We start from the raw sequence: 16844 nt of genomic DNA, 5'->3' as shown, positions 1-16844 counted from the left end.
GGACAAGCGAGCGTAGGAGCGGCGCAAGCCGCGACCGCGACATCTCGCTTGCGACGCAACTGGGATGTCGCGGTCGCGGCTCGCGCCGCTCCTACCGTCGGGCTTCAAGCCGGCGCAGCGCCTGCGAGCGAACGCAAGGTGATGCCGACGATATACGCCAAGCCCGTCCCGGTCGCGTAGCCCAGGGTCCCCAGCAAGGCGCCGACCGGCGCCAGCGAGGGATGGAACGCCGAGGCGACGACCGGCGCCGAGGCCGGGCCGCCGATGTTGCTCTGCGAGCCGATCGCGAAATAGAAGAACGGCACCCGCAGCAATCGGCCGACGCCCCACAGGATCGCGATATGCACGCTGATCCAGATCAGCCCCAGCGCGAACAGCCACGGCTTGTCGAGCAAGGCCAGGATGTCCATCTGCAAACCGATGCAGGCGATCAGGAAGTACAGCAGCAGGCTGCCGATCTTCGAGGCGCCCGCGCCTTCGAGTTCGCGCGCGCGGGTGAAGCTCAGCGCCAGGCCGGCGAAGGTCGACACCGCGACCACCCAGAAGAACGGCTCGTGCAGGCTCACCGTGCGCGCCCACGACACGTTCGCGGCAAACCAGCCCGACAGCGGCGTGGCGATCGCATGGGCCAGGCCGACCACGCCGAAGGCGATGCCGATGATCATCGCCAGGTCGGTCAGGCTGGCGATGCGCTGGTGCTGGGCCTGGAAACTTTCGATGCGCTGCTTGAGCTCTTCGATGCCACGGGTGTCGGCGCCGCTGCGTTCATCGATCTGTTTCGCGCGGCTGGCCAGGAAGATCAACACCGCCATCCACACATAGCCCACGCCGACATCGACCACGGCGAACTGGCCGAAGGTGGTTGCATCGACCTGGAAGATCTCCTTCATCGCGAGCATGTTGGCGCCGCCGCCGATCCAGCTGCCGGCCAGGGCCGCCATGCCGCCCCAGGTGTCGCCGGAGACGGTTTCGGGATGGAACGCGCGCATCGCGACGAAGGCGACGATCGCGCCGAGCATCACGCTGAGCGAGGACACCGCGTACATCAGCAGCAGCTTGGGGCCGAGCTTGAGCACGCCCTTGAGGTCGATGGTCAGGGTCAGCAGCACCAGCGCCGCCGGCAGCAGCACGCGGCTGGCGACCGGGTTGTAGAGCTTGGTGTTTTCGCCGTCGACCAGGCCGACGGTGTTGTAGATGCCCGGGATGAAATAGCACAGCAGCAGCGCCGGCACGAAGGTGTAGAACTTTTTCCAGAAGCCGGTCTGCTTCGACGAGGTCCAGAACACCAGGCCCAGGGTGGCGGCGATCAGGCCGAGGACGACGATGTCGTTGCTGATGAGCGCCGTGTGGGCGGTTTCGGGCATGCCGGGTGTCTCGTGCGTTGGTGTCACCGCTTTTACTTCGTATCGCCCGGACCGGGCAAGGGCCGGTGGTGCGGGGGCGCGAGTTCAGGTGGCGAAACCGCCGCCTCATATCGTTGCCACGACCGCGCCCTGTAGGAGCGGCGCGAGCCGCGACCGCGACATCGCGCATTCGACGCATGTGAGGTTTCGCGGTCGCGGCTTGCGCCGCTCCTACAGTCTGGATCGAACCCACGCACATGCCTGATACAACGAAGGCCGCCCACAGGCGGCCTTCGCAGAAACGGCGCGATGCGGGCGCTTACTGCCCGATATGCTGCTTCAACCAACCGTTGACCGTGTCGTGCCACAGCACGCTGTTCTGCGGCTTGAGCACCCAGTGGTTCTCGTCCGGGAAGTACAGGAACTTGGACTCGATGCCCTGACGCTGCAACGCGGTGAACACGCCCAGGCCCTGCTCGACCGGGATGCGGTAATCGAGCTGGCCGTGGATCACCAACATCGGCACCTTCCAATCCTTGACGTGATTGACCGGGTTGAACTTCTCGTAGTTCGCGGGCTTGTCGAACGGCGTGCCGCCCTGCTCCCACTCGGTGAACCACAGCTCTTCGGTCGCGTAACCCATCATGCGCTGGTCGAACACGCCGTCGTGGCTGACCAGGCACTTCCACGGCTGCTGCCAGTTGCCGGCGATCCAGTTGACCATGAAGCCGCCGTACGACGCGCCCAGCGCGCAGGCCTTGTCGCCGTTGAGGAAGGAATACTTCTTCTGCGCCGCGGCCCAGCCCTTCTGCAGGTCTTCCAGCGGACGATCGCCCCAATGCTGGCTGATCGCGTCGGTGAAGGCCTGGCCGTAACCGGTGGAGCCGTGGAAGTCGATCATGACCACCGCATAGCCCTGGCCGGTGTAGGTCTGCGGGTTCCAGCGATAGCTCCAGCCATCGCCGAAGCTGCCCTGCGGGCCGCCGTGGATCAGGAACGCGACCGGATATTTCTGGCCTTCCTGGTAATTCCACGGCTTGACCACGTAGCCGTGCACGGTGTCGCCGTTCCAGCCCTTGAAATCGAACTGTTCGGCCTCGCCGAACTTCACGCCCGGCAACAGTTCGCTCGCGCTCGGGGTGATCGCGCGCTGCGGCGCGCCGTCGAGGCCGCCGACGAAGATCTGGTCGCCGCTCTTGAGGCTGTTGCGGGTGAACGCAAACGTCTTGCCGGCCAACACCGGCGAACCGACGGTGCCGTCGGCGATCAGTTCGCTCGTCTTGCCGCTGGCGATGTCGACGCCGAACAGCGGCTGCCGGCCCATGTCCTCGGCGGTGGTGTAGATGGTCTTGCCGTCGTCGGACAACACGATGCCGGTGGCCGAGCGGTCCCACTTCGGCGCGATCTCGCGCGCCTTGCCGCTGGCCAGATCGAGTTCGAACAGGCCGAAGCGGTCGGCTTCGAAACCCGGGCGCTTCATCGCGCGGTAGTACAAGGTCTTGCCGTCCTTGCCGAACACCGCGCCGGTGTCCCAGGCTGGGTTCGACGCGGTCAGGTTCTTGGCCGCGCCGCCGTCGGCGCCGACCAGGTACAGGTCGAAATTGGTCGACCACGGTTCCTTCGCATCGGCCGCGCGCGCGCTGAACACCAGCGACTGGCTGTCGGGCGACCAGGTGTATTCGCTGCTGTCGCCGAACGGACGCGAAGGCACGTCGCCGATCACTTCGCCGCTGACCAGCTTGGCGCTGTTGACGGTCTTGCCGGCCGCCGGCAGATCGGTCACGAACAGGCGGTTAAGGCGGCCGTCGTTCCAGGTATCCCAGTGGCGCACGAACATGCGGTCGAACACCTTGCCGCTGACCTTGCTCTTCTCGGCCGCGTCGAGCTTCTTCTTGCTGCAGGCCAGGTCGGCCGCGCAATCGACATAGGCCTCGGCGTTGAACGCCACGCGCTTGCCGTCGGGCGACAACTGGAAACCGCCGACGTCGCCGTCGAACGCGGTGACCTGCTTGGGCGTGCCGCCGCTCAGCGGCAGCGAATACAGCTGCGAGCTGCCGCCCTTGCTGCTGAGGAAGTACACGGTCTTGCCGTCGGCGGAAAACGCTGGCGAGTTGACGTTCCATCCGTCCGGGGTCAGGCGCTTGGGCGGGGCCGCGTCGCGCGCGAACAGGTCTTCGATCCACAGCGAGGTCGAGGACTTGTTGGCGCCGAAATCGACCACGCGCTTGGCGAACACCAGTTGGCGGCCGTCGGGCGACAGGGTCGGCGAGGAGAACCGGTCCATCGCGGCCAGGTCGCGCACTTCCAGGCCGCGCGCGAGCGGCGGCGTGAGGGACAGGGCCGGCGCGGATGCGCAGGCCAGCAGCAGGGCCATCGGCAGGAGTGCGTGGCGTGGCGTCATGGCGAAACCTCTAGCGTTATCGAGAGCGTGCGCGAGCACGCGACACAAACACGAACGGCCCGGCATCGCGCCGGGCCGTCGCAGGGATCAGGCGCTCGGCGCGGGCACCGGTGCGTTGCGGCTGCTGCGGTAGAACAGCCACACCACCGCGGCGAGCACCAGCAGGCCGATGCCGGCGCCGAAGTGGAACTGCTCGGGCAGCGCCAGCACGTCGGCGCGGGTGGAGATCACGATCGGGAACGCGATGGCGATGCCCATCAGCGCCTCGCCGGTGATCAGGCCGGCCGCAAACAAGGTGCCCGGACGATGCACGCGATCGACCTCGGCTTCGTCGCTGTGCTTGGTCAGGCCGCGACGGCGGCCGACGATGTGCGACAGCAGGCCGCCGAGGAAGATCGGCACCATCAGTTCCAGCGGCAGGTAGATGCCGATCGCCGCGGCCAGCACCGGCACGCGGAACTTGAACTTGCGCGACTTGAGCCATTCGTCGAAGGCGATGATGACCACGCCGATGCCGGCGCCGATGCCGATCATCGTCCACGGCAGTTCGCCGCCGAACATGCCCTTGGCGACCGACGCCATCAGCGTGGCCTGCGGCGCGGCCAGCGAGTTCGGATGCTCCGGGGTCGGCGCGCCGATGCCGTAGGCGGCGGCGAGCAGGTTGAGGATCGGCGCCATGATCAGCGCGCACGAGAACGTGCCGATGCCGAGCATGAGCTGCTGCTTCCACGGGGTCGCGCCGACGATGTAGCCGGCCTTGAGGTCCTGCAGGTTGTCGCCGCCGACCGCCGCCGCGCAGCACACCACCGCGCCGATCATGATCGCGGCGACGGCGCCGATCGGCGAGTCGCGGCCGAGCATCAGCACCAGCACCGCCGAGGCGAACAGGATGGTCGAGATGGTGATGCCCGAGACCGGGTTGTTGGACGAGCCGATCAGGCCGGCCAGGTACGCCGACACCGATACGAACAGGAAGCCGGCGACGATCATGATGATGGTCATCGGCACGCTGACGAACCAGTTGCCGACGATGGCCTGGTACAGCAGCAGCAGCGGCATCACGAACGCGACCAGCGCGATCAGCATCCACTTCATCGGCAGGTCGCGATCGGTTTCGGCGACCACGCCGCTGGTGCCCTTGCGCGCCGCGGCCAGGCCGCTCTTGACGCCCGACAGCAGCGACTTGCGCAGCGAGAACAAGGTCCACACGCCGCCGATCAGCATCGTGCCCACGCCCAGGTAACGCACCTTGGCCGACCAGATCGCGCGGCCGATCTGCTCGGCGCTGCCGTCGACGATGCGCGCGGCCAGGTCCGGATCGGAATTGAGGAAGAAGGCGTGATAGATCGGAATCGCGAACTGCCACGACAGCACGCTGCCCGACAGCACCACGATGCCGACGTTGAGGCCGACGATGTAGCCCACGCCGAGCAGCGCCGGCGACAGGTTGGTGCCCATGAAGCCCAGGTACTTGCCGAGCCAGCCCGAGGCGATGGCGTTGTCGGGGATCAGGCGCATGCCGCTTTCGGCGGCGAGCTTGACCAGCGCGCCGACGCCGCCGGCCAGGCCGAGGATCTTCAGGCCCGGGCCGGGGTTTTCGCCGGCCTTGAGCACTTCGGCCGCGGCCTTGCCTTCGGGGAAGGGCAGCGGGTCTTCGACGATCATCGAGCGGCGCAGCGGCACCGAGAACAGCACGCCGAGCAGGCCGCCCAGGCCGGCGATGGCGAGCACCCACGAGTAACGAAAGTCCTGCCAGTAGCCCAGGATGACCAGCGCCGGGATGGTGAAGATCACGCCGGCGGCGATCGAGGAACCGGCCGAGGCGCCGGTCTGGACGATGTTGTTTTCCAGGATCGTGCCGCCGCCGAGCAAGCGCAGCACGCCCATCGAGATCACGGCGGCGGGGATCGCGGTGGCGATGGTGAGGCCGGCGAACAGGCCCAGGTAGGCATTGGCTGCTGCCAGGATCACCGCCAGGAAGACGGATAGCAGGACGGCTCGGAGGGTCAATTGCGGTTGTGCGGACGAGGCCATCGGCGTCTCCATCGCGGGTGATCGGGCAGTGCGGCGGTGTATGGGCGGACCCGGCCGCCAAGGGCCGGGCGCCACGCAATCCGCCGATGATCGCATCCGCTGCGGGCCGCTGTAAAAGTGCAGTGCGGCAAAAGCGGGATTGGGCAAATGCGGGGATTTTCCGGATTTGGCTGGGGAAAGTGGTAACGGTGGCGGGCGGCCCTCACCCCAGCCCTCTCAGCTCTGCACTTCCTTCGGTCGCCGCTAGCGGGAGAGGGAGCAACAGCCCGAGCGCAGGAACAGACGCGATGCAAGCTCGAGGTCTCCCTTCTCCCGCTAGCGGGAGAAGGTGCCCGAAGGGCGGATGAGGGCCGCCATGGCCCATAACCCTATACTCCGCCTCCCGGCCCGCTCCCGGACCGAAGGGAATCCACTCGTGCCCGCAGCCAGCACCCTGTCGACCCCGGCGCCCGACGCGCCCGGCAGCAACGACTTCCTCGGCCATCCCAAGGGCCTGTACGTGTGCTTCTTCACCGAGATGTGGGAGCGCTTCTCGTTCTACGGAATGAAAGCGCTGCTGCTGCTGTACTTGCTGAAGTACCACCTGTTCAGCGACGACGCCGGCTACGACCTGATCGGCGCCTACGGCGGCCTGGTCTACGCGGTGCCGGTGATCGGCGGCCTGCTGGCCGATCGTTACCTGGGCATGCGCAAGGCCGTCGTGCTCGGCGGCGTGCTGCTGGTGCTCGGCCACCTGGGCATGGCCTACGAAGGCCACGCGGCGAAGATGGTCAACGGCGTGGCGGTGCGCGACGAAACCGCGCTGCAGGCGTTCTACCTGTCGCTGGCGCTGATCATCGGCGGCGTGGGTTTCCTCAAGCCGAATATCTCGACCATCGTCGGCAAGCTGTACGCGCTCAACGATCCGCGCCGCGACTCGGGCTTCACCCTGTTCTACGCCGGCATCAACGTCGGCGCGCTGTTCTCGGCGCTGATCTGCGCCTTCCTCGGCGAAACCTACGGCTGGAAATACGGCTTCGGCGCGGCCGGCATCGGCATGATCGCGGGCCTGGCGATGTTCCTGTGGGGCCAGCGCTATCTGCAGGGCCACGCCGAACCGGCCGAGCCGGCCAAGCTGCGCGAGAAAGTCGGCCCGGCCGGTTTCAAGCTCTCGCGCGAGGTCTGGATCTACCTGGGCACCGCGCTCGGCGTGCTGGTGCTGTGGGGCACGATCCAGGTCGCTTCGCAGGTCACCATCGCGATCGGCAACCTGAGTTTCACCGCCGCGCTGGGGATCATGCTCGCGACCTTGCTGGTGTTCCTGATCTGGTTCTTCGGCTTCATCGCGCGCGGCTGCGACCGGGTCGAACGCGAACGCATGCTCGCGCTGGTGATCCTGATCTTCGCGGTGCTGATCTTCTTCACCCTGTACGAGCAGACCTACGGCTCGTGGGTGACGTTCAACGACCGGTTGATGACCAAGGACATGTTCGGCATGGCGCTGGGGCAGTATTCGCCGACGTTGCCGTGGTCGCTGTTCTCGATGGCGCTGAGCCCGCCGCTGATGATCGCCGCGCTGACCGCCAGCGATCGCGGCCGCGACGGCCTGGCCAAGGCGCTGGTCGGCGTGTTGACGCTCGGCCTGGCCCTGGCGACCGCGCACGACGTGGTGCTGGTGCCGCAGACCGCCGGGTCGCTGACGTACCTGGGCGCGTTCTTCATCGTGGTGCTGGCGCCGCTGTTCTCGTGGCTGTGGCCGTGGCTGGCGCGCAAGGGCCGCAGCCCGAGCAAGCCGCTGACGATGTCGCTGGGCCTGATCTTCGCCGGCCTGTCGTTCCTGCCGCTGATGGCCGCGGCCAAGGTGTCCGGCGGCGGCGAGATGGCCAGCGTGTGGTATCTGGTCGCGGCGTATTTCATTCTCGAAGTCGGCGAGATGTGCCTGTCGCCGATCGGCCTGTCGGCGGTGACCAAGCTGTCGGTCGCGCGCGTGGTCGGCCTGATGATGGGCGCGTTCTGGCTGGCGACCGCGTTTTCGGAAGTGCTGGCGGCGCAGCTGGCGAAGATCGCGTCGGTCGAGATTCCCGAGGGCGGTACGATCGACATGGCCGCGGCTTCGGTCAAGTACGGCGAATTGTTCTCGATGCTGATGTGGTTGGGGATCGGGTCGGGCGTGGTGTTCTTGTTGTTGGCGCCGTTGCTTAAGCGGTGGATGCACGGGTTGAAGTGATTGGGGCTGGGATTCGGGATTTGGGATTTGGGATTTGGGATTCGGGATTTGGGATTTGGGATTTGGGATTCGGATTTTGCAGAACGAAAACGGCGCCGAGTGGCGCCGTTTTTTTTATTGTCGCGGTCGCGGCTCGCGCCGCTCCTACATGGGCTAGCTGTAGGAGCGGCGCGAGCCGCGACCGCGAATCCGCAACCACGACGAAACCACCTTCACCCGCGCGGTCGCCGATCGCGCGGCCCGCTCCGCGACTTACCGCCTATCGCTCACGGCTTACGGCCTATAACCGAAATCATTTCTTCCCCGCCGCCTCAACCTTCGCCGGCGCCGCGGTCTTCCCACCCAACGACCGCGACAAAAACGCCAACAGCCGCGAATAGAACTCGCGCTTGTGCGCTTCCTCGTAGAAGCCATGGCCTTCGGTCTTGTAGTACAGCGTCTCCACCGGCACGCCGGCCTGGCGCAGGGCTTTCTCCATCTTCTCGCTGTGCGCCTGCGGCGCGCGCTGGTCTTCGCCGCCCGCGGCGAGGAACACCGGCACCTTGATCCGGTCGGCCAGGCGCGCGGGCGAGACCTTGTCGAGCGTCTCCGGCGGGCCGAGCCAGTTGCGCAGATAGCTTTCGCCCGAGCCGCGCTTCTGCACGTCGCCGGTGGTGTGCATCATCGGCAGGTCGTACACGCCGACATAGCCGGCCGCGCACTTATACAGGGTCGGTTCCTTGGCCACGCCCATCAGCGAGGCGTAGCCGCCGTAACTGGCGCCGTACAGGCAGATGCGCGCCGGATCGGCGATGCCCTGCTCGATCGCCCAGCGCGTCGCGTCGGTCAGATCGTCCTGCATCTTGCCGCCCCACTCGCGCTTGCCCGCGTGCAGGAATGCGCGACCGTAACCGCCCGAGCCGCGAAAGTTGAGCTGCAGCACGGCGTAACCGGCGGCCGCGAGCAACTGCGGGTCGTCGTCGAAATACCACAGGTCCTGGATGCCGAACGGACCGCCGTGCGGCATCACCACCAACGGCAGCGACTTGCCGGCGCTGCCGTTGGGCGTGGTCAACAGGCCCGACAGGCTCAGGCCGTCGCGCGCCTTGAGCGTGATCGGGCGCACCGGCGCGGTCTTGGCCGGATCGAACCACGCGCGCCGGCTGACCGCATGCGCGGCATGCTTGCTCTGATTGTCGAACAGGTACACGTCGCCGGGATTGCGGTCGTTCCAGACCTGCACCAGCGCCAGCTTGCCGTCGTCGGTCTGCGAGGTGATGCGCACCGCGTCGCCGGCGAACGCCGCTTCCAGGCTGCGGTACTGGCGCGCCTCGGGCGAGGTCTTGTCGAAGAACGCGGTGCGCGGCTTGCCGTCGTAATAGAACACCCCGACCGGCACGTGGCTGCGCAGCTGGTAGATGATCCGCGCCGGGTCGGCGACCTTGTCGCGCAGCAGTTCCTTGCGGGTCTTCGCCACCGTGTCGTAAGCGACGATCGCGTCGGGGCCTTGCGCCTGTTCGCTGCGGAAATACGCGGTGAGGTTGTCGGCGGAAAAACCGATCGGGATGTCCATGCCCTCGTCGTCATCGTCCGAGCGCAGCAGTTCCCAATCGGCCTTGTCGTTGCCGCGATAGAACAGCTTGCGCACCGAGTCGGTGCCGTAGCCGAGCGCGAAGCGGACGACGCCGGCGTTGTCGGTGTAGTAGTCGGCGTTGCGCACCGGCGCGATGGTGATCGCGTTGCGGCGGCCGGTGAACACGTCGAGGTGTTCGGCGCGTGTGTAGGCATCGGCGCTGAACTGCTGCACCGAGATCACCACGCGTTTGTCGTCGCCCGGCAGGTCGTCGACCAGGTAGGCGGCCACCGCTTCGACCTTCTTGGGCTGGATGCGGGTGCCGGTGTTGTTCACCTGCAGGCGGTAACCGACCAGCACGTCCACGCCGGTGCCGTTGGCGTTGATCGCGTAGATCTCGCCGGTCGGGATCGGCTCGTCGCGCGAACCGAGCTTCTGCGCCATGCTGATCAGCAACCGGGTCGGACTGACCCAGTCGAAATCGGCGACGTGATTGTTCTTGCCGAGCCGGAACGAGCCGGCCATCTTCATGTCGGTGCGGGTGAAGATCACCAGCCCGGTTTCATCGCCCATCGGCACCGAGGCGGCGTAGAACTCGCCGGTCGGCGACAGCTTGATGTCGCTGAAGGTGTCGGCCTTGACGAAGGCGTCGACATCGACGGTGGCGGCGGCCGATTCGGTGGCCGCAAGCGCGGAGGTGGCGGCGGCGGCCGTAAGCACGCCCGCCAGCAGCAGCGCGCATCGCAGATGGTTCATGGTGGTCCCCTGTGACCGTGTCGATCCGATCGCAACCGTGAGGCGGCGAATTCCCTGTGCATCCGCCGACCGCGATGGCGCGTCCGGCGAACCCCGACCGCCGCGTCCTCCCCGGACCCGCGACGGCCGTCGCGTCCGCGACGCAGGGATCATAGGCAGGAGGATGGGGGCGGCACAATCGGTCGGGGCGCGGCGCGCGGTGGGATTGGAGCGGCGCCTGCGGGTGAACAGGGTTTCGTCGCGATGGCGGGTTCGCGGTGGCGGCTTGCGCCGCTCCTGCAGGTAGCTCATGCAGGAGCGGCGCAAGCCGCGACCGTGATGTCGCTAGATCGCTTCGTCGGTACCGGCAGCGGCGTTGGTGTCGGCAACGGCAACATCGCAACGTTCTCGGCATGCGCGTCGAACAACGACGCCGGCAAGCACAGTCTCGTCGCGGTTGCGAATTCGCGGTCGCGGCTTGCGCCGCTCCTACAGGGGGCCCATGGGAGCGACGCGGATGCGGCTGGGTTCAGGCGCCCTGCCCGTCGCGATCCAGGGTCGTGCGCAAGGCGTCGCGCCACGCCGGAATCGCCAGGCCGTATTCGTCTTGCAAATGCCGCGTGTCGAGCACCGAATACGCCGGTCGACGGGCCGGGGTCGGGTACTCGGCGGTGGTGATCGGCAACACCCGCGGCTTGCGTTCGATCAGGCCGCGCGCGTGGGCTTCATCGAAGATCGCCTCGGCGAAGCCGTGCCAGCTGGTCTGGCCGGCGGCGACCAGGTGGCGCACGCCCGATTCGGCGATGCCCTGGCCCAGCACCTGCGCGGCCGCATCGGCCAGCAGCCAGGCCGGCGTCGGCGAACCGTGCTGGTCGGCGACCACGCGCAGTTCCTCGCGCTCGGCGCCCAGGCGCAGCATGGTGCGCAGGAAATTGCCGCCGCGGGTGGCGTAGACCCAGGCGGTGCGCAGGATAAGGTGACGCGCGCCGCTGGCGGCGATCGCCTGTTCGCCGGCGAGCTTGCTCTGGCCGTAAGCGCCGAGCGGCCCGGTTGGATCGGTGTCGAGGTAAGGCCGGGTGCCGGCGCCGTCGAACACGTAGTCGGTCGAGTAATGCAGCAGCCCGATGCCGTCGGCCGCGCACAGCTCGGCCAGCCGGCCCGGCGCCTGCGCGTTGACGATGAAGGCGAGCTCGCGTTCGGTTTCGGCGCGATCCACCGCGGTGTACGCGGTCGCATTGACCACATGGTCGGGACGTACGCGCCGCAGCAGCGGTTCGATCGTGTCGACCCGGGCCAGGTCGAGCGCTTCGCAGGCGCCGCCGTCGGCCAGCGTCCCGCCGCGTGTGGTGACGACGACCTCGCCCAGCGGCGCCAGCGCGCGGCGCAATTCGAAACCGACCTGGCCGTCGCCGCCGAGCAGCAACAGCTTCATGGCCGGCCCTGTTCTGGCATGTACACCGGCAGGCGGTCTTGCGCGATGTCCTTGAGCAGCGGCGCGGTGGTGTCCTTGCCCGACAGCGAAGGCTCGCTGATCGGCCAGTCGACCGCCAGATCCGGATCGTCCCAGCGCACGCCGGCATCGGCCTGGGCGTCGTAGGTGTGGGTGCATAGGTAACTGAATACCGCGCGTTCGCTGAGCACGGCGAAGCCGTGGGCGAAGCCTTCGGGAATCCAGAAATGACGCTTGTTCTGTCCGCTCAACACCACCGCGGTCCAGCGACCGAAGTGCGGCGAACCGCGGCGGATGTCGACCGCCACGTCCCACACTTCGCCTTCGATCACCGACACGTACTTGCCCTGCGGATTCGGCCATTGGTAATGCAGGCCGCGCAACACGCCGCGCGCCGAGGACGATACGTTGCCCTGGACGAAGTTGGGCTTCAGACCCACCGCCGCCAGTTTGTCGTGATTGAACGATTCGTAGAAAAAACCGCGCGCGTCGCCGAACACCTGCGGTTCGATGATCACACAGCCCGGCAGATCGGTTTCGATGATCTTCAAAACGGTTTCCTCAAGGCACGAAGCCGCGTTCGGCCAGGCCGAGCAGGTACTGGCCGTAGCCGTTCTTGGCCAGCGGCCGGGCCAGTTCGCTCAACTGCGCGTTGTCGATCCAGCCGTTGTTCCAGGCGATCTCTTCCGGACAGCAGATGCGCAGGCCCTGGCGCGCTTCGATGGTTTCGATGAAGTTGGACGCTTCCAGCAGCGACTGGTGGGTGCCGGTGTCGAGCCAGGCGTAACCGCGGCCGAGCTGTTCCAGGTGCAGCGAACCTTCGTCCAGGTACAGGCGGTTGAGATCGGTGATCTCCAGTTCGCCGCGCGCCGAGGGTTTCAGCTTCGCGGCGAAATCGCTGGCGCGGCCGTCGTAGAAATACAGGCCGGTGACGGCGTAGTTCGAACGCGGCTTGAGCGGTTTTTCCTCCAGGCCGACAACCTTGCGGTCGGCATCGAACTCGGCCACGCCGTAGCGCTCCGGGTCGCGCACCCAGTAGCCGAACACGGTCGCGCCGTGCTCGCGCTGATCGGCGCGCTTGAGCATCGCGGTCAAGCCGGGGCCGTGGAAGATGTTGTCGCCCAGCACCAGGCAGCTGGGCTGGCCGGCGAGGAACTCGCGGCCGATCAGATACGCCTGCGCCAGCCCGTCCGGGCTGGGCTGCTGCGCGTATTCGATCTTCATCCCCCAGCGCGACCCGTCGCCGAGCAAGGTCTTGAACAAGGCCTGCTCGTGCGGGGTGTTGATGATCAGCACTTCGCGGATGCCCGCCAGCATCAGCACGCTAAGCGGGTAGTAGATCATCGGTTTGTCGTACACCGGCAGCAGCTGCTTGCTGATGCTCTGGGTCAGCGGATACAGCCGCGTGCCGGAGCCGCCGGCGAGGATGATGCCCTTGCGGTTCATGCCTAACTCCTCAGTGTGCCGGGCTCAGGCCTGGCCGATGCGTTCGAGCCGGTAGCTGCCGTCGAGCACGCGCTGCACCCACGGCTGGTTGTCCAGATACCAGTCGACGGTGCGCGCGATGCCTTGTTCGAAGGTCAGGGTCGGAGTCCAGCCCAGTTCGTTCTTGAGCTTGGACGCGTCGATCGCATAGCGGCGATCGTGGCCCGGGCGGTCCTTGACGTAGGTGATCAGCGACTCGCGCGCGCGACCGTCGGCCAGCGGACGGCGCTGATCGAGCAAGGCGCAGATGGTCTGGACCACGACGATGTTGGGACGCTCGGCGTCGCCGCCGACGTTGTAGGTCTCGCCGACGCGGCCGGCTTCGAGCACGCGCGCGATCGCCGAGCAGTGGTCGCCGACGAACAGCCAGTCGCGTACGTTGAGGCCGTCGCCGTAGACCGGCAGCGGCTCGCCGGCCAGGGCCTTGGCGATGATCAGCGGAATGAGTTTTTCCGGAAACTGGAACGGCCCGTAGTTGTTCGAGCAGTTGGTGGTCAGCACCGGCAGGCCGTAGGTGTGGTGGAACGCGCGGACCAGGTGATCCGACGCGGCCTTCGACGCCGAATACGGCGAATTGGGCGCGTACGGCGTGGTCTCGCTGAACTTGCCGCTGTCGCCGAGCGAGCCGTAGACCTCGTCGGTCGACACGTGCAGGAAGCGGAAGCCGTCGCGCGCCGGCGCATCGAGCGCCTTCCAGTAGTCGCGCACCTGCTCGAGCAGGCTCAGGGTGCCGACCACGTTGGTCTGCACGAACGCGGCCGGGCCGTCGATGGAGCGGTCGACATGGCTCTCGGCGGCGAAATTGATCACCGCGTCGGGCCGGTGCTCGGCCAGCAGGCGCTTGAGCAGGTCCGCGTCGCCGATGTCGCCCTGGACGAATACGTGACGCGCATCGCCATCGAGAACGCTCAGGGTGTCGAGGTTGCCGGCGTAGGTCAGGACATCGAGATTGACGACCTTGATTCCGCGCCGGACCGCATCGAGGACGAAGTTACCGCCAATGAAACCGGCGCCGCCGGTTACAAGCCAAGTAGGCACTCAGGACACTCCTTCAAATGATCGACTGGCGAATGTTCGATTGAGCCGACCCGCCCCGTGCCGCGCGGCGCAACGGCGCAGAGCCGCCGCAACCTGTTCACTTTGGCGGGGCCGGCCGAACAATCGCGGGATTGTAAAGCCTATCGCCCCGCGGCCGGCGTCGACACGGTCGCATCGATAAGTTGCGCTACAGCTTGCATGCCGAAATCAAGCAAAAAAAAAGGCATTTCACCACCGCGATGCGGTCCGGCGATGCACAGATCGAATCCTCGGATCGGTCACGGATTCACGCCCTTCCGCTCACGCCGGAAACCGCCGCGCGCTTTGCCGATCCGGCCATCCGGGCGATCAGGCCGGACCGAACCCGGCCCGCGGCGACGGCCTGCCGCCCGCGCTCACTGCCTGGCCCCGCCCACCTCGAAATCGCGCTGCGCATCCCTGAGCCGGTCCAGGCCATCGCCCGGCGTCCACACCTCGAAGCGCGCGCGGGTCATGGCCAGATAGGCGGCGCGGACCGGACTGTGCGGTTCGCCCTCGCGGTTCACGAGGTAGCAGCACGGGCTCAGGACCACGGCGTCGGCCTCCATGTTCTTGCAATGCTGGACCAGGCTCAGGGTGAGCTGCTCGCTGCCCGGCTCGGCCTGCGCGGCCATCAGCGCATCGATATCCTCGCTGCCGAAGCCGCGTTCGATCATCCGCGCTATCGACCCCAGCCCGGTATCGGCCAGGTGCTGCGAAAACGCCGACCACGAACGGAAATCGCCCAGGCTGCGGCGCCCGTAGCTGTCGCCGCCCAGGTGCAGCGAAATCGCCGCCCGCGCCAGTAGCGCGACCTCGTCGGCCGAGGCCGGCACCAGGCGGAAGCGGCCGCCGGCGGCCTTGATCCGCAGCGCTTCTTCCAGCAAGGCCCAGCCGCCGCCGAACACGCGCAGCGCGCGGCCGGGCAGCTCGTCGCGGTTGCGGTAGACGCGGTTGCGGGTCAGGCGATCGGGCGCGCCGATCAGCGGAAACTCGATCAGGCGCTCGTGCGCCACCGCGAGGGTCTGGTCGATCAAGGGCGCGGCCTGCACGCCCATGCGCACCGATTGGCTCATCACGATCGTCTTGGCCTGGGTGGCCCTGGGCACATGGCCGAACAGGCGTTGGTACGGATCGCCCATCAGCACGCAGCCATGGCGATAGGCCTGCAGCAAGGCCCGCCACGGCGCGGACAGATCGTGGGCTTCGTCGACGAGCAAGGTGCCGTAGCCGTCGGGAACCACCGCGCCGCGCACCGACAACCACTTGACCAGATGCACAGTGTTGATATCGAAGGCCGCGCCGGCGTCGTTGGTCCCGAGCCCGGCGAACATGCAGTCCCACACCCGCTGGCCGATCTCGATCCAGCGCTTGGCCTCGATCGCCGCATACGGCACATGACGGGCGAAATGGAACTGGCCCAGCGCCGGCGCCGCGCTGTAGCACCACGCCCGCAGCGCCTTGTGGACGATCGCCAGCACCGCCTCGGGCGGACGTCCATCGAGGGCAGGGACACCGGCGATCTTGGTCTGCGCGGTCAGGCTGTGGGTGGTCTTGATCACCCGCGGCGCCCAGCGCAGCCGCGCGGCGCGGGCGTGGGCCGCGGCGGTCGCGTTGGCCAGCACGGTCTGGGTCACGGTCTGGATGCCCGTCGCGGCGCCGCCGGCGCGGATCTTGAAACCGTGGATATGCGCGACGGTGGGCGCCAGGTAGGTCATGCCGCCGGCCAGACCGCCGGCCATCGCCAGCAACAGATGGGTCTTGCCGGTGCCGGCGTAAGCGTCGAGGTTGACCAGTTCGTCCGGCGCCGCCGCGATCACCTGGGCCGCCACCGCCTGGTCGCGGGTGCCTTCCATGACCAGGCGGGTCCTGCGCGGCGCGGCCTGGGTATCGGCGCTGGGCGTGTCGTAGGGAACATCCGCGTCGGCGGCCGCCTCGTCGATCTGGTCGGCGCGATCGAAGCCGATCTCGAAACGGTCCATCGGCTGGCGATAGCGCTCCTGGAACACATGCGCGTAGCGGCCGTCGTCGTCGCGCCAGGCCTCGTGCCGCATGTCCTGGAGGTCGGCGAAATTCACGCCCTTGTCGGCCAGCCGGCCCAGCATGTCGGCACGCTGCGGTTGCGCAATGCCGCGCCGGCCCGCGTCCAGATGCGCCGCGGCGACCTCGGGCGAACTCGCCGTCATCAAGCCGTGGGTCTCGAAGATCAGGCGACTGATCGCGGCGTTGGAGTATTCCTGCGTCAACAGGACCAGCATCACCGACAGCGCCGCGCGCTCTATCGACGACTCGGGCAGGCGCCCGTCGTCGACGAAGGCCTGCGCGACCTCGCGGGTCACCGGCAGGTAGTACGGGGTGGTGTTGGGGATCACGTGGCGATGCTCGGCGCGGTTTGCGTCATTGTCCATGACCAAGGCGCTCGCAGGGCCGCGGCGGCGCGCATCGCCCGGAAAACGAAAACTCCGCGCAGATATCGCGGACGCGGGCCGGCCCGCGCTTGACGCCGGCGGCCGGCGACCCTAGCCTTTCGCCCGCAGTCGCCTCAACCGCGCTGCCGTAGGCGTTACCGTCATCCAACGCAC

At 67.5% G+C, this 16844-nt stretch carries 10 protein-coding genes; 1 reads left to right on the top strand and 9 read right to left on the bottom strand.

Annotated elements, in window-relative coordinates:
* Nucleotides 1–104 precede the first annotated feature (104 nt).
* The 3 genes from KME82_RS07005 to KME82_RS06995 all read right to left on the bottom strand — a co-directional run bounded on the left by KME82_RS07005 (nucleotide 105) and on the right by KME82_RS06995 (nucleotide 5778).
* Nucleotides 105–1364: a DUF819 domain-containing protein gene (locus tag KME82_RS07005; RefSeq protein WP_215497884.1), complete on the bottom strand. Its 1260-nt coding sequence runs from the start codon at nucleotides 1362–1364 to the stop codon at nucleotides 105–107.
* A 298-nt stretch (nucleotides 1365–1662) separates the two neighbouring features.
* Nucleotides 1663–3744 carry an alpha/beta hydrolase family protein gene (locus KME82_RS07000; protein ID WP_215497883.1) on the bottom strand — a complete coding sequence of 694 codons (2082 nt, stop codon included), beginning with the start codon at nucleotides 3742–3744 and terminating at the stop codon, nucleotides 1663–1665.
* 87 nt (nucleotides 3745–3831) lie between these two features.
* A complete protein-coding gene (locus KME82_RS06995; protein ID WP_215497882.1) occupies nucleotides 3832–5778 on the bottom strand; it encodes an OPT family oligopeptide transporter in 1947 nt (648 codons plus the stop codon).
* Nucleotides 5779–6193: 415 nt separating this feature from the next.
* Between KME82_RS06995 and KME82_RS06990 the strand changes: the two genes are divergently transcribed.
* Entirely contained in the window at nucleotides 6194–7984 is a 1791-nt protein-coding gene (locus KME82_RS06990) for a peptide MFS transporter (protein ID WP_252255649.1), read from the top strand.
* Nucleotides 7985–8276: 292 nt separating this feature from the next.
* Here the strand turns inward: KME82_RS06990 and KME82_RS06985 are convergent, their stop codons facing one another.
* From KME82_RS06985 to KME82_RS06960, 6 genes are all read right to left on the bottom strand, one after another.
* A complete protein-coding gene (locus tag KME82_RS06985) occupies nucleotides 8277–10292 on the bottom strand; it encodes an alpha/beta hydrolase family protein (protein WP_215497880.1) in 2016 nt (671 codons plus the stop codon).
* A gap of 508 nt (nucleotides 10293–10800) precedes the next feature.
* Nucleotides 10801–11703, bottom strand: coding sequence for a dTDP-4-dehydrorhamnose reductase (gene rfbD, locus KME82_RS06980; RefSeq protein ID WP_215497879.1), 903 nt, complete (start codon nucleotides 11701–11703; stop codon nucleotides 10801–10803).
* On the bottom strand, nucleotides 11700–12272 hold the full coding sequence (gene rfbC, locus KME82_RS06975) for a dTDP-4-dehydrorhamnose 3,5-epimerase (RefSeq protein WP_215497878.1): 573 nt from the start codon (nucleotides 12270–12272) through the stop codon (nucleotides 11700–11702). The genes rfbD and rfbC overlap by 4 nt, the downstream gene beginning before the upstream one ends.
* Nucleotides 12273–12282: 10 nt before the next feature.
* Complete coding sequence (gene rfbA / locus KME82_RS06970) at nucleotides 12283–13167, bottom strand: glucose-1-phosphate thymidylyltransferase RfbA (RefSeq protein ID WP_215497877.1); 885 nt, start codon at nucleotides 13165–13167, stop codon at nucleotides 12283–12285.
* A 24-nt stretch (nucleotides 13168–13191) separates the two neighbouring features.
* Entirely contained in the window at nucleotides 13192–14244 is a 1053-nt protein-coding gene (gene rfbB / locus KME82_RS06965) for a dTDP-glucose 4,6-dehydratase (protein WP_215497876.1), read from the bottom strand.
* Between the two features lie 395 nt (nucleotides 14245–14639).
* Nucleotides 14640–16670, bottom strand: coding sequence for a hypothetical protein (locus KME82_RS06960; RefSeq protein ID WP_215497875.1), 2031 nt, complete (start codon nucleotides 16668–16670; stop codon nucleotides 14640–14642).
* Nucleotides 16671–16844: the final 174 nt, after the last annotated feature.

It is taken from the genome of Lysobacter capsici (genome assembly GCF_018732085.1).
In the GTDB taxonomy this organism is placed as follows: domain Bacteria; phylum Pseudomonadota; class Gammaproteobacteria; order Xanthomonadales; family Xanthomonadaceae; genus Lysobacter; species Lysobacter capsici_A.
The sequence above is the reverse complement of the archived record's forward strand: the minus strand, read 5'-3'. Positions and strand labels throughout refer to the sequence as shown.